Genomic DNA, 13,414 nt, shown 5'->3' with positions numbered 1-13,414 from the left:
GCTGTCAGCCAGTGCCGGTTTTTTCTTCCCGATAACCCGACCAGAAGTCTGCCGCCATGCGTCCTGCCCGTGCCCTGATCGACCTTCAAGCCCTGCGTCACAACTACCAGATCGCCCGTGAACTCACGGGGGCCAAAGCCCTCGCGGTGATCAAGGCCGATGCCTATGGCCATGGCGCGGTACGTTGCGCCCAGGCGCTGGAAGCCGAGGCGGACGGTTTTGCCGTGGCCTGTATCGAAGAGGCGTTGGAGCTGCGGGCAGCGGGTATTCGTGCGCCGATCCTGCTGCTGGAAGGCTTTTTCGAAGCCGACGAGCTGGCGCTGATCGTCGAGCATGATTTCTGGTGCGTGGTGCATTCGCTGTGGCAGCTCGAAGCCATCGAGAAAGCGGCGTTGAGCAAGCCGATCACCGTGTGGCTGAAGCTCGATTCGGGCATGCACCGCGTGGGGCTGCACCCGGCGGATTATCAAGGGGCCTATCAACGGCTGCTGGCCAGCGGCAAGGTCGCGAAAGTGGTGCTGATGAGCCACTTTGCGCGTGCCGACGAACTGCACGAACAGGCCAGCGCCGAACAGGTGGCGGTATTCGAAGCGGCGCGCAAGGGCTTGTCCGCCGAGGTCAGCCTGCGTAACTCGCCGGCGGTGCTCGGTTGGCCGCAGATTCCGAGCGATTGGGTACGCCCGGGCATCATGCTCTATGGCGCCACGCCATTCGAAGAGGCCAACGAAGTGGCCGCACGCCTGCAACCGGTGATGACCCTTGAGTCGAAAGTGATCAGTGTCCGCGAACTGCCGGCTGGCGAGCCGGTCGGTTACGGCGCCAGGTTCATCACTCCCAAGCCGATGCGTATTGGTGTGGTGGCCATGGGTTACGCCGATGGTTACCCGCGTTTGGCACCGACCGGTACCCCCGTGCTGGTTGCCGGGCAGCGCAGCCAGTTGATTGGCCGGGTGTCGATGGACATGCTCTGCATCGACCTGACCGATGTGCCGCAGGCCGGACTCGGTTCGACCGTCGAGTTGTGGGGCAAAAACATCCTCGCCAGTGATGTAGCCATGGCTGCCGGTACGATTCCCTACCAGATTTTCTGCAACCTGCGCCGAGTGCCACTGCTCTATTCCGGGGCTTAGTGCGCAAGGCTCCAGACCGGAAGTCGCCTCGCTGAGCAGGATTCAGGTCAAGGTGTTGTAAATACTGAACGCTGTCGCCATGATAACGTTCACTATTCCAACATTCCTGAATCCTGGAGGCGCAAGCTTTGGACGTCGGTGAACGACTGCAATCCATCCGTAGGCTCAAAGGCCTTTCCCAGCGTGAGCTCGCCAAACGGGCGGGGGTCACCAATAGCACGATTTCGATGATCGAAAAGAACAGCGTGAGCCCTTCGATCAGTTCGCTGCGTAAAGTGCTGGGCGGGATTCCCATGTCCATGGTCGAGTTCTTTTCCGAAGAAATCCTGCAGGAAAAACCGACTCAGATCGTCTACAAGGCCAATGAGCTGATCGACATTTCCGATGGCGCCGTGACCATGAAACTGGTCGGTCGGGCGCATCCGAGCCGGGCTATCGCATTCCTCAATGAAATCTACCCGCCAGGCGCCGACACCGGTGACGAGATGCTTACCCATGAGGGTGAGGAAACCGGCATCCTGGTCGAAGGAAAACTGGAACTGGTGGTCGGTCTCGAAACTTTTGTGCTCGAAGCCGGCGATAGCTACTACTTTGAAAGTACCAAGCCACACCGTTTCCGAAATCCGTTCGATGCGCCTGCGCGACTAATCAGCGCAGCCACGCCAGCGAATTTCTAAGAAAAGAGGCGTCCTGCCAGCATCGCAGAGGCGCCCGGGCCGTTTTTCCGCCGCAGCCTAAGACCCTTGCGACTTTGGGGTTGTTTCAGTGCGACGGGCTTACCGCTATACTTGCGCCCGCCTGCGAACCGTGGCCGTAGGCGTGACTAGCCACCATTGAGGGTGAACGCGTGAACCTAATTATGAAAATGCTGGCTGCACCAGCAACCGTACTGGCCCTATGGGCTGTCAGTGTCAGCGCTCAAGCTGCGACCAACGACGATATCGCCAAACGCCTTGAACCGGTCGGTCAGGTCTGTGTTCAGGGTAAAGAGTGCAAGGGCATGGAAGTGGCGACTGCCGCTGGCGGCGGTGGTGGTGCGAAAACCCCGGATGAAGTGATTGCAAAACATTGCAACGCTTGTCACGGTTCAGGCTTGTTGGGTGCACCGAAAATCGGTGACGCCGCCGCCTGGAAAGACCGTGCCGATCACCAGGGCGGCCTCGACGGCATCCTGGCCAAAGCCATTACCGGTATCAACTCGATGCCGCCTAAAGGTACCTGCGCCGACTGCTCCGATGCCGAGCTCAAAGGCGCCATCCAGAAGATGTCCGGCTTGAAATAAGCCTGCCACTCTCAAAAAAAGCCGCTTTCGAGCGGCTTTTTTGTGCCCGCGATTCCTGTAGGAGCGAGCTCGCTCGCGATGGTCGCCAACGATAACGCTGGAAAGCTGGCACCCCGCGGTGCTCTCGGGTTCTTCGCGAGCGAGCTCGCTCCTACAGGGGGCCAGCGGCGGCCGATTGGTATTGACTTGCAGCGAAGACCCGGCAAGCTCGGTCCAGGCCCAAGTCATGGAAAGTGAGGGAGGATCCGATGGTTCAGCTGTGCTCTATCGAACAGGCAGTCGATGACGTCTTGGCACGGTTGCCGGTGCATATCCACATGGGTTTGCCTCTGGGGTTGGGCAAACCCAATCACTTCGTCAACGCGCTGTACCGGCGCATCGCAGAGTTGCCCGAGCGACGGCTGACGATTTACACCGCGTTGTGCCTGGGGCGCCCGCCCTTGGGCGATGGCTTGCAAAAGCGCTTCCTCGAACCCTTTATCGAACGGGTTTTCGGCAATTATCCGGAGCTGGAGTTTCTTGCCGACCTGCGTCGCGATGGTCTGCCGGGCAACATTCACATCCAGCAATTCTTCATGCAGCCCGGCAGTCTGCTCAACAGTGCCACGGCGCAACAGGACTACGTCAGCAGCAACTACAGCCATGCGGCCCGTGACATCAACGCTGCCGGGTTGAACCTGGTGGCGCAGCTGGTGGCCAGCCATGCCGAACATCCTGATCGCTTGAGCCTGAGCTGCAACCCGGACATCACCCTCGACCTGTTGCCGATGATCGCCAAACGCCGCGCCGCCGGAGAAACTATCCTGATGGTCGGCCAGGTGCACAACGACCTGCCTTACATGCCCGGCGATGCGGAAATCGATATCGACAGCTTCGACCTGCTGATCGACCAGAAGGACAACACCACACTGTTCTCCACGCCGAACATGCCGGTGGGGTTTCAGGACCATTTCATCGGCTTGCACGCCAGCACCCTGGTGCGCGATGGCGGCACCTTGCAGATCGGCATCGGTTCCATGGGCGATGCGCTGACGGCGGCACTGTTGGCGCGACAAGCCGAGAACGACGGTTACAGGGCGTTGCTGGCAGAGGTGAATCTCAGCCAGTGGGCACCACTGATCGAGCGCGAAGGTGGCATCGAACCGTTCGCCAAAGGCCTGTATGGCTGCAGTGAAATGTTCGTCAACGGCTTGTTGGTATTGGCGGATGCCGGGATTGTGCGACGCAAGGTTTACCCGGACGTGGCGACCCAACTGCTGGCGAATGCCGGCACCCTGGATGAGGCTGCGCAAACCGATGGCATCTCTGTACATGGCGGCTTCTTTCTCGGCCCGCGCACCTACTACGAACGCTTGCGCGAATTGCCGCAAAGCAAGCGGCTCGAATTCAACATGACCCGCATCAGCTACATCAACGAGCTCTACGGCCAGGAAGAACTCAAGCGTTTGCAGCGCCTGGATGCGCGGTTCATCAACACCGCGTTCACCGTGACCTTGCTCGGTGCCGCGGTGGCGGACCAGCTCGAAGATGGACGTGTGCTCAGCGGCGTAGGCGGGCAATACAACTTCGTGGTTCAGGGCCATGCACTGCAAGGCGCGCGCTCGGTGTTGCTGCTGCGCAGCTGGCGTGAGTCTGGCGGCGACGTCAGTTCGAACATCGTCTGGGAGTACGGGCACTGCACGATCCCGCGACACTTGCGCGACATCGTGGTCACCGAATACGGCATCGCCGATCTTCGCGGCAAAACCGATGCGGCAGTGATCGAAGCGCTGCTCAACATCAGCGACTCGCGTTTTCAGCCGGGATTGATCGAGCAGGCGCAGAAAATCGGCAAATTGCCCAAGGACTTCCGTCTCGATCCGCGCTTTGCCGATAATAGTCCGTGGCGTTTGCAGGAGATTCAGGCGCGGCATCCGCAGCTGTTTCCGGAGTATCCGCTGGGTTGCGACTTCACCGGGGTCGAACGCGATCTATTGCGGGCACTGAACTGGCTCAAGAGCAAGTTCAAGCTGAGTGAGGTGCTGGAATTGGGCAAGGCAGCGCTGGATGCGCCGCAGGCTTCGGAGTTTCCAGAGCATATGGAGCGGATGCAGCTGACCGATCCGCAAGGCCTGAAAGAAGACCTGTTTCAGCGGTTACTGCTCACTGGCCTGAAAGCCACCGCGCAATAACAGCCAATACAAAACAAATGTGGGAGCGGGCTTGCTCGCGAAAGCGGTGTGTCAGTCAAAGTTGATGTCGACTGACACACCGCTTTCGCGAGCAAGCCCGCTCCCACACTGGTTTATGCGGTGTGGCGGATCAGTCGATAAAGGTCACGACACCACCGGCCAGCGACTTCACGCGAGCCAGCGACTCAACGCGATAACCCTGCGCATCCAGCTCCGCACGACCGCCCTGGAACGACTTCTCGATCACGATGCCCAGGCCCGCCACGGTGGCGCCGGCCTGTTTGATGATCGAAATCAGTGCCTGGGACGCCTTACCGTTGGCCAGGAAGTCATCGATGATCAGCACGCGGTCGCTGCTGGTCAGGTGGCGCGGGGAGATGGCCACGGTGCTTTCGGTCTGCTTGGTGAACGAGTACACGGTCGCCGACAGCAGGTTTTCGGTCAGGGTCAGGGACTGATGCTTGCGGGCGAAAATCACCGGCACGCCGAGGTTCAAGCCGGTCATGATCGCCGGGGCGATGCCCGAGGCTTCGATGGTGACGATCTTGGTGATGCCCGAATCCTTGAACAGCGTGGCGAATTCGTCGCCGATCAGCTTCATCAGGGCCGGGTCGATCTGGTGGTTCAGAAAGGCGTCGACCTTCAGGACCTGATCGGAAAGCACGATGCCTTGTTCGCGAATTTTCTGGTGCAGTGCTTCCATGAAGCTTTCCTCTACTGGCACGGTATGCGCCTAGCTTGTCTAAAAGTGTTCGATTAAAAAGTGGTCAATTCTAGCGCTTTAACATCGCGCGTATATCCGCCAATGCGTTGTTGCCGCGCACGGCTTTGACTTCGGTCGGTGTGTCGTCGTTGCCTTCCCAGGCCAGATCGTCCGGCGGCAACTCATCGAGGAAGCGGCTCGGTGCGCAATCGATGATCTCGCCGTACTGCTTGCGCTTGGCGGCGAAGGTGAAGGCCAGGGTCTGGCGCGCGCGGGTAATGCCCACGTAGGCCAGGCGACGTTCCTCCTCGATGGTGTCGGCTTCGATGCTGGAACGGTGCGGGAGGATTTCCTCTTCCATGCCCATGATGAACACGTAGGGGAATTCCAGGCCCTTGGATGCATGCAAGGTCATCATCTGCACGCCTTCGGCGCCGTCTTCCTCTTCCTGCTGACGTTCCAGCATGTCGCGCAGGACGAGTTTGCCGATGGCGTCCTCGACGGTCATTTCGCCGTCTTCGTCTTTTTCCAGGGTGTTCTTCAGCGCTTCGATCAGGAACCAGACGTTACCCATGCGGTAGTCGGCGGCTTTGTCACTGGAACTGTTGGTGCGCAGCCAGTTCTCGTAGTCGATGTCCATGACCATGCTGCGCAGGGCCGAGATCGGGTCTTCGCCGGCGCACTGCTCGCGCACCCTGTCCATGAAGCGCTTGAAGCGCGACAGGCGATCGGTGAAGCGTGAGTCCAGATGCTCGCCCAGGCCGATCTCGTCGGTGGCGGCGTACATCGAGATCTTGCGCTCGGTGGCGTAGTTGCCCAGCTTCTCCAGCGTGGTCGAACCGATCTCGCGGCGCGGCACGTTGATCACCCGCAGGAAGGCGTTATCGTCGTCCGGGTTCACGATCAGGCGGAAGTAGGCCATCAGGTCTTTGACTTCCTGACGTCCGAAAAAGCTGTTGCCGCCGGACAGGCGATACGGCACCTGGTGATGCTGCAACTTCAGCTCGATCAGCTTGGCCTGGTAGTTGCCGCGATAGAGGATCGCGAAATCGCTGTAAGGCCGGTCGGTGCGCAAGTGCAGGCTGAGGATTTCCATGGCCACGCGCTCGGCTTCGGCATCTTCGTTACGGCAGCGGATCACGCGGATCTCGTCGCCGTGGCCCATTTCACTCCACAGCTGCTTTTCGAATTCGTGGGGGTTGTTCGAGATCAGCACGTTGGCGCAACGCAGGATGCGGCTGGTGGAGCGGTAGTTCTGCTCCAGCATCACCACTTTCAGGGACGGATAGTCGTCCTTGAGCAACATCAGGTTTTCCGGGCGGGCACCGCGCCAGGCGTAGATCGACTGGTCGTCGTCGCCTACCACGGTGAACTGGTTGCGTTTGCCGATGAGCATTTTCACCAGCAGGTACTGGCTGGCGTTGGTGTCCTGGTATTCGTCGACCAGCAGGTAACGCACCTTGTTCTGCCACTTTTCCAGGATGTCGGTGTGCTCTTCGAACAGCTTCACCGGCAGCAGGATCAGGTCGTCGAAGTCCACTGCGTTGAACGCCTTGAGCGTGCGTTGATAGTGGGTGTAGACGATGGCGGCGGTCTGTTCCTTGGGGTTGCGCGCGTTTTCCAGGGCCAGGGCCGGCAGGATCAGGTCGTTTTTCCAGGCGCCGATCATGTTCTTGATCTCGTCGACGCCGTCGTCGCCCGAGTATTCCTTCTGCATGATGTCGGTCATCAGGGCCTTGACGTCGGTCTCGTCGAAAATCGAGAAGCCCGGTTTGTAGCCCAGCCGCACGTGCTCCTTGCGGATGATGTTCAGGCCCAGGTTGTGGAACGTGCAGACCGTCAGCCCGCGACCTTCACCGGCGCGCAACAGGGTGCCGACCCGTTCCTTCATCTCGCGGGCGGCCTTGTTGGTAAAGGTCATGGCGACGATGTACTGGGCGCGGATACCGCAGTTCTGGATCAGGTGCGCGATTTTGCGCGTGATCACGCTGGTCTTGCCGGAGCCAGCGCCGGCGAGCACCAAAAGAGGGCCGCCGACGTAGCTCACGGCTTCTTGCTGCCGGGGATTGAGTCGGGACATAGGTAAATTCAGGAGTCAGTCACAAAATGGGCCGGCATTTTAACAGGCTCAGCGAATTGTGCTGCTCTGTCCGACTTGTGACGTACCACGCTATCTGTAATTGCCGGTTTTGTTACTTTCACGCAGGATGCGCAACGAATTTGCGGCTAATGTTCGTAATTCCAGATACAAAGGGCTCGTTTGGATAACTCATGTCGTTGTCATTGGTTATCGGAACGGCATAATGCCCGTCGCCTACATCTTTGCAGAGTCTAGGGAGCTAGCTTGTCTACGCCTGTCGAACCCTTGCGTTTGCTGCTACTGGCCGAAGAGCCAGCGTGGGCAGCGTTGTTGCGCGAGTGTCTGGTTCCTATGGGGAGCTCGGCCGTGCTCATCAGCGCGCCGAGTTGGGAGTCGGTCAGCAGCCTGTTCGATGACAACCGCAGCGCGGTGTTATTGACCATCCCGCAACTTCAACCGGCGCCGGGCCGTTGCAGCCTGCCGACGGTGTTGCTGCTCGACCATGAGCCGCTGATTCCGCCCGACGGTGTGAGCGACTGGCTGGTGCGCGATCTGCTCGATCCCGGCATGTTGCGCCGCTGCCTGCGCCATGTGCGCGAACGTGGCGTGCTGGAAAACACCCTGCAACGCCTGGCCGAGCAAGATCCGCTGACTGGCATCGCCAATCGCCAGGGCTTCCAGACGCTGCTGACAGCGCGGCTGGCCGAAAGTGACGGTCGTGGCCTGGCCCTCGGTCATCTCGACCTCGACAACTTCCGTTACGCCAACGACGCCCTCGGCCATCAGGCCGGTGACCGCCTGATCCTGCAAGTGGTGTCGCGGCTCAAGAGCCAGCTCGAGGCTGGCGATCAACTGGCACGCCTGGGCAGCGATGAATTCGCCCTGCTGATCGACACCCGTCGCGCTCCCCAGCGTGCCGAGTGGATGGCCGAGCGCATCAGCGAAGCGCTGGCCGAACCTTATTGGATCGACGGTGAAAGCCTGTTGATCGGTTCCAGTCTGGGTATCGCCCACGCTCGTGCCCAGGCCGGTGCGGACCCGCTGATGTGGCATGCACATATCGCCATGCAGCAGGCCAAAAGCACCCAGGGCTGCACCTTTCACATTTTCAACGAACGCATCAACCGCAATGCCCGCAGCATCGCCGACCTCGAAACCGAGCTGCGCCGGGCGCTGCGCCGCGATGAGCTGGAATTGCATTACCAGCCACGGCTGAACCTTGAGGACGGGCAAATCGTCGGCCTCGAAGCCCTGGTGCGCTGGCGTCATGCCGAACGCGGCTTGTTGCCGCCGAGCGAGTTCGTGCCACTGGCTGAGCAAAGCGGTCTGATCGTGCCGCTGGGGTACTGGGTGATTTCCCGGGCCTTGCGCGACATGCAGGCGCTGCTTGAGCTGGGTTTGCCGCCGTTGCACATGGCGATCAACCTGTCGTTCCGGCAGTTCCAGGACAGTCAGTTGCTGTCGACCCTGAGTCGCCTGATTGCCGAGCGCGGCGTCGAGGCGCAGTGGCTGGAGTTCGAACTGACCGAAACCGCCGTGATGCGCCGCAGCGATCTGGTCAAGCAGACCATGGACGCCCTCGGGCGTCTCGGTGTGCGCTTCTCCCTCGACGACTTCGGTACCGGGTTTTCATCCTTCGTGCACCTCAACAGCCTGCCGATCACCTTGCTGAAGATCGACAAGAGCTTTGTCGGTGGCATGGAGCAGCGGGAGGAAAACCGCAAACTGGTCCACGCGATGATCAATCTGGCGCACAACCTCAACCTTGAAGTGGTCGCCGAAGGTGTGGAGTCGCTGGAGCAACTGGAGCTGTTGCGCGGGTTTGCCTGTGATCAGGTGCAGGGGTATCTGATCAGCAAGCCTTTGCCGCTGGCCGAGCTGGTGGACTATTTGACGTTTGGCTCCAGTCAGCAGCCGGTGCTGGACATCGTGAGCTGAGGTTGCCACGCAACCCTGTAGGAGCGAGCTTATTCGCGATAAACCTGAGAACGCCGCGGGGCACCTGCCAACCAGCGTTATCGTTGACGACCATCGCGAGCGAGCTCGCTCCTACAGGGGGCTCAGTCAGGCTGAGCGACTTCGAAGCGCTGCTCTGACCCCGGCTCGCGCTTGATCATCCGCTTCATCTTCCACTCAAACCCCAGTGTCAGGCTCACCGCCGCACACGCCAGGCCCAGCGCCAGGCCCCACCAGACGCCCGTTGGCCCCCAATGCAAGTGGAACGCCATCCACCACGCGGCCGGAGCGCCAATCAACCAATAGCATCCCAGGCCGACGAGGAACGTGGTCTTGGCATCCTTGAGCCCGCGAATGCAGCCCATGGCAATGGTTTGCACGCCGTCGAACAACTCGAACCAGGCCGCCACCGCCAGCAGGCTCACGGCGAGGTTGATGACATCGGCAAACGCCGGGTCGTTGTGGTCGAGGAACAGGCCGACCAACTGGTTTGGCAACAGCCAGAAGACCATGGCGAAACACAGCATCGCCGCCGCCCCGAAGGCAATGCCAACCCGCCCGGCCAGCCGCGCATCCAGCAGTTGTCCGGCGCCGTAGTGCTGGCCGATGCGCATGGTGATGGCATAAGAAATACCCGCCGGGACCATGAACGCCACCGAAACGATTTGCAGGGCAATCTGGTGTGCACCCAGCTGCGTGCTGCCCATGGTGCCCATGCACAGCGCGGCGAAGGCAAACAGCCCGACCTCCACCGCGTAGGTGCCACCAATCGGCAGGCCCAGACGCCACAGTTCCTTCAGGTACTGCCGGTTCAGCCGTGACAGACCCTGGCGCAACGGATACGCCTTATATGCCGGATGCCGGCGAATGTGCCACGCCAGCGCAAGCGCCATGAGGTTGGCGACAATCGCCGTGACCAGCCCGATGCCCATCAGTCCCGGTTTCGGCAGGCCGAACATCCCGGTAATCAGTGCATAGTTGAGCAGGAAGTTGGCCACGGTTCCGCCCAGGCTGATGACCATCACTGGCGTCGCACGGCCGATGGCGCTGGTGAACCCGCGCAGGGCCATGAAGCTCAGGTAGCCGGGCAGGGCGAACGGCAGGAAGATCAAGAACTGCCCGGCCATCTGCACGTTGCTTTCGGTCTGGCCGAACAGCAGCAGCACCGGTTTGAGGTTCCACAGCAGCAGCCCGGCGACCAACGCCATCAGCCATGCCAGCCACAACCCTGCCTGCGTCAGCCGGGTGGCCCCGACAATATCGCCGGCACCCTGACGGATCGCCACCAGTGTGCCGACTGCCGCGATCACGCCGATGCAGAAAATCGACACGAACGAATAGGTCGCCGCGCCGAGCCCGCCACCGGCCAGCGCCTCGGGACTCAGACGCGCCATCATCAGGGTGTCGGTGAGGACCATCAGCATGTGTGCCAACTGCGAGGCAATCAGCGGCCCCGCCAGCCGCAGGATGGCCCGGAGTTCAGTACGTGCTGGATGCTGCATGGTCATCACGCTCGATTATCAAAGGAAACAGGAAAGGGTTGATTCTCGGCGCTCTGCGAGGTTTGCACAAAGGGATAAAAAGGATGGGTAGCATGAGTCAGACTCATGCTTGGGAGTTTCTGGTACGGTAGCCGGATTACGCTATAGGAGCTTTCCTCATGTCTCGTCGTCTTCCTCCCTTATATGCCTTGCGCGCATTTGAAGCGGCGGCGCGGCACAGCTCGTTCACCCGCGCCGCCGAAGAACTGTCGATTACCCAAAGTGCGGTCAGCCGGCACATTCGCACGCTCGAAGAGCATTTTGCCTGTCGGTTGTTTCACCGCAGCGGGCGCAACTTGCAACTCACTGAGTCGGCGCGGTTGATCCTGCCGGGCATTCGTGACGGTTTCACCGCCCTGGAGCGCGCCTGCAATACCTTGCGCGCCGAAGACGACATCCTGCGCATGAAAGCCCCGTCGACCTTGACCATGCGCTGGTTGCTGGCGCGGCTCAGCCGTTTTCGGCACCTTCAACCGGGCAATGAAGTGCAGCTGACCAGCGCCTGGATGGACATCGACTCGGTGGACTTCAATCAGGAACCGTTCGATTGCGCCGTGATCCTCAGCAACGGGCATTTCCCGCCGGACTGGGAGGCTACTTTGTTATTTCCAGAGGAACTGATTCCGGTGGGCGCGCCGAATCTTCTGAACGATCAGCCTTGGGACGTCGCACGCCTGGCCAGCACCGAACTGCTACACCCAACGCCCGACCGTCGCGACTGGCGCAGTTGGCTGGAGCGCATGGGCCTGACCGATCAAGTCTCACTCAAGGGCGGCCAGGTGTTCGACACGCTGGAGCTGGGAATGATCGCCGCCGCCCGAGGCTATGGCGTGTCCATGGGCGATTTGTTGATGGTGGCTGAGGATGTTGCGCAGGGACGTCTGAGTTTGCCGTGGCCGACGGCGGTCGCCAGCGGTGAGAATTATTACCTGGTCTGGCCGAAAACCCGCCCCGGAGGTGAGCGTTTGCGCCGCCTCAGCGTTTTTCTCTTGGGCGAGGTTCGGGCCATGGAGTTACCGGCGGTCGAGCACTTGAGCTGAATCATCGCGGGCAAGCCGGATCAGTCCCCAAGCTAGTCGCACTTGGCATTGCTGGATACTTCCTTGCTCGCCTGTTTCAACAGGTTACCCAACTCAGCCGCATTGGTGCTGTTGTAAACCCGACCTCCGGTGTTTTCAGCAATACAGCGTGACGGGCCGCCAGCACCGATTTTCACCACGTTGACCCGCAGGCGCGGTTGTTCCCTGGCGATTTGACGGGATACCGCGCAAACGTCCTGCCCGCAACCGTCTTCACCGTCGACGAACATCACGATAACCGCATCGTTATTGCGCCCGTCGACCGTGCTCGCCGCGTGGGCCAGGCTGTCGGCCAGCGGTGTGCCGTCATCGGGAACCAGGCCTCGAATCCCGTTGATCAGCCGCGGGCGGTCGCCGAACTTGAACAGACCCTGGTCCGGTGTTCTTTCGCAGCCGGCGAAGGTGATCAGGCGTGTGTCGATCTTCGGGTCCAGCCCGTTGATCATGCCGGCCAGCGAGTCCTTGGCGATGTCCATGCGGCTGGGTTTGGCGGTAAGCCGCATGGTGCGGTTCGGGTCCAGGAGCTTGTTGATGTCAGGACCGTAGAACCAGTCCTCGTCGGCTTTCACTGACTTGATGTTCAAATCCATGGAGCCCGAAGTGTCGAGCACCACCACGAACTGCGGAACCTCTGACTTCGGCGCTGTTTTGCGACATGCGAAGTTGTCCAGCGTCGGGGCTGGTGGCGGGGCAGCCACTACCGGTTTTGGTGGTGGAACCGGTTTGGGTGGCGGAGTCGGCTTGGGTTCAGGTGCCGGTGCCGGTTTTGGTGGCGGGACCGGCTTGGGCTCCGGTACCGGTTCTGGCGTGGGCTCTGGAGCCGGAACAGGTTTCGGTTCCGGCTCCACGACAGGCGCGGGGACAGGCTCAACCGGTTTCTCAACCGGCGTCACTACCGGTGCCACAGGCGCTACAGGCGGAACCACGACAACCGGCTCACGGTGCAGGAACCACCAGAGCCAGAGCGCCAGAAGCAGCAACAGCAGCGCGAGCAAGGCCGCCGCGATCCACCAGCCACGACGCGACGGCGGTAGGACGGGCACGACCGGCGGCATGATCGGTTTGGGCGGACGCTGGTTCCAGCGCACCACCAAAGGCTCACCGTTGAGGCTGTAGAGTTTGTCCAGCTCAGGCGTGCCGAGCAGGCTGCGCAGGTCATCCGCTTCCGTCGGTTGACCGCGTTTTTGCAGTTCATCCGCCAGCTGTCCGAGGGACGTCTGACGCACCTCATAGGTTTGCAGCAAACGTCGTTGCGCGTCCTCGTTGAGTTCGGCATAGGGCGTGGGTTGGCCGCCCAGTTCGGTCCACCATTCCAGTACGTCGCCGCTGCCCATCCGCGGGATGGCAAACAGGCTGGCGACGGTCGGCGGAAAGTGTTTCTGGATGAGGGCGACTTTGGCTTGCAGCGCACTCATCCCCTCCGATGTGGCTTGCGCATCCCTGATGACCCGCTGCATGACGACGATTCCTGA

General features: G+C 60.9%; 10 protein-coding genes. 6 read left to right on the top strand and 4 right to left on the bottom strand.

Annotated features, from left to right (window positions below; translation table 11 throughout):
- Positions 1-56 precede the first annotated feature (56 nt).
- The 4 genes from alr to AC06G5_RS29525 all read left to right on the top strand — a co-directional run bounded on the left by alr (position 57) and on the right by AC06G5_RS29525 (position 4,583).
- On the top strand, positions 57-1,130 hold the full coding sequence (gene alr, locus AC06G5_RS29540) for an alanine racemase (protein ID WP_413423357.1): 1,074 nt from the start codon (positions 57-59) through the stop codon (positions 1,128-1,130).
- Positions 1,131-1,258: 128 nt separating this feature from the next.
- Positions 1,259-1,807 carry a cupin domain-containing protein gene (locus tag AC06G5_RS29535; protein WP_007975150.1) on the top strand — a complete coding sequence of 183 codons (549 nt, stop codon included), beginning with the start codon at positions 1,259-1,261 and terminating at the stop codon, positions 1,805-1,807.
- Positions 1,808-1,989: 182 nt separating this feature from the next.
- Positions 1,990-2,412, top strand: a complete 423-nt coding sequence (locus AC06G5_RS29530; RefSeq protein WP_046038983.1) for a c-type cytochrome — start codon at positions 1,990-1,992, stop codon at positions 2,410-2,412.
- 248 nt (positions 2,413-2,660) lie between these two features.
- Positions 2,661-4,583, top strand: coding sequence for an acetyl-CoA hydrolase/transferase C-terminal domain-containing protein (locus AC06G5_RS29525; protein WP_413703815.1), 1,923 nt, complete (start codon positions 2,661-2,663; stop codon positions 4,581-4,583).
- A gap of 130 nt (positions 4,584-4,713) precedes the next feature.
- Here the strand turns inward: AC06G5_RS29525 and AC06G5_RS29520 are convergent, their stop codons facing one another.
- Positions 4,714-5,286: a xanthine phosphoribosyltransferase gene (locus AC06G5_RS29520; RefSeq protein ID WP_413427676.1), complete on the bottom strand. Its 573-nt coding sequence runs from the start codon at positions 5,284-5,286 to the stop codon at positions 4,714-4,716.
- 70 nt (positions 5,287-5,356) lie between these two features.
- Positions 5,357-7,366, bottom strand: coding sequence for a DNA helicase Rep (rep, locus tag AC06G5_RS29515; RefSeq protein ID WP_413427675.1), 2,010 nt, complete (start codon positions 7,364-7,366; stop codon positions 5,357-5,359).
- 264 nt (positions 7,367-7,630) lie between these two features.
- Between rep and AC06G5_RS29510 the strand changes: the two genes are divergently transcribed.
- Positions 7,631-9,304 carry a putative bifunctional diguanylate cyclase/phosphodiesterase gene (locus tag AC06G5_RS29510; RefSeq protein WP_413427674.1) on the top strand — a complete coding sequence of 558 codons (1,674 nt, stop codon included), beginning with the start codon at positions 7,631-7,633 and terminating at the stop codon, positions 9,302-9,304.
- A gap of 122 nt (positions 9,305-9,426) precedes the next feature.
- Here the strand turns inward: AC06G5_RS29510 and AC06G5_RS29505 are convergent, their stop codons facing one another.
- Positions 9,427-10,824 (bottom strand): NorM family multidrug efflux MATE transporter, encoded by a 1,398-nt coding sequence (locus tag AC06G5_RS29505; protein WP_413427673.1) that lies wholly within the window; start codon positions 10,822-10,824, stop codon positions 9,427-9,429.
- Between the two features lie 158 nt (positions 10,825-10,982).
- Between AC06G5_RS29505 and AC06G5_RS29500 the strand changes: the two genes are divergently transcribed.
- Positions 10,983-11,903, top strand: a complete 921-nt coding sequence (locus tag AC06G5_RS29500) for a LysR substrate-binding domain-containing protein (protein WP_413427672.1) — start codon at positions 10,983-10,985, stop codon at positions 11,901-11,903.
- 32 nt (positions 11,904-11,935) lie between these two features.
- Here the strand turns inward: AC06G5_RS29500 and AC06G5_RS29495 are convergent, their stop codons facing one another.
- Positions 11,936-13,399, bottom strand: coding sequence for a vWA domain-containing protein (locus AC06G5_RS29495; RefSeq protein ID WP_480458699.1), 1,464 nt, complete (start codon positions 13,397-13,399; stop codon positions 11,936-11,938).
- Between the last annotated feature and the right edge of the window lie 15 nt (positions 13,400-13,414).

The sequence above is a fragment of the Pseudomonas sp. WT-JTC genome (assembly GCF_056711565.1).
The sequence above is the reverse complement of the archived record's forward strand: the minus strand, read 5'-3'. Positions and strand labels throughout refer to the sequence as shown.

Excerpts from the sequence above, each read along its gene's own strand:
- alr (WP_413423357.1), top strand. The coding sequence starts at position 57 with ATGCGTCCTGCCCGTGCCCTGATCGACCTTCAAGCCCTGCGTCACAAC.
- AC06G5_RS29530 (WP_046038983.1), top strand. The coding sequence starts at position 1,990 with ATGAAAATGCTGGCTGCACCAGCAACCGTACTGGCCCTATGGGCTGTC.
- AC06G5_RS29525 (WP_413703815.1), top strand. The coding sequence starts at position 2,661 with ATGGTTCAGCTGTGCTCTATCGAACAGGCAGTCGATGACGTCTTGGCA.
- AC06G5_RS29520 (WP_413427676.1), bottom strand. The coding sequence starts at position 5,286 with ATGGAAGCACTGCACCAGAAAATTCGCGAACAAGGCATCGTGCTTTCC.
- rep (WP_413427675.1), bottom strand. The coding sequence starts at position 7,366 with ATGTCCCGACTCAATCCCCGGCAGCAAGAAGCCGTGAGCTACGTCGGC.
- AC06G5_RS29505 (WP_413427673.1), bottom strand. The coding sequence starts at position 10,824 with ATGCAGCATCCAGCACGTACTGAACTCCGGGCCATCCTGCGGCTGGCG.
- AC06G5_RS29500 (WP_413427672.1), top strand. The coding sequence starts at position 10,983 with ATGTCTCGTCGTCTTCCTCCCTTATATGCCTTGCGCGCATTTGAAGCG.
- AC06G5_RS29495 (WP_480458699.1), bottom strand. The coding sequence starts at position 13,399 with ATGCAGCGGGTCATCAGGGATGCGCAAGCCACATCGGAGGGGATGAGT.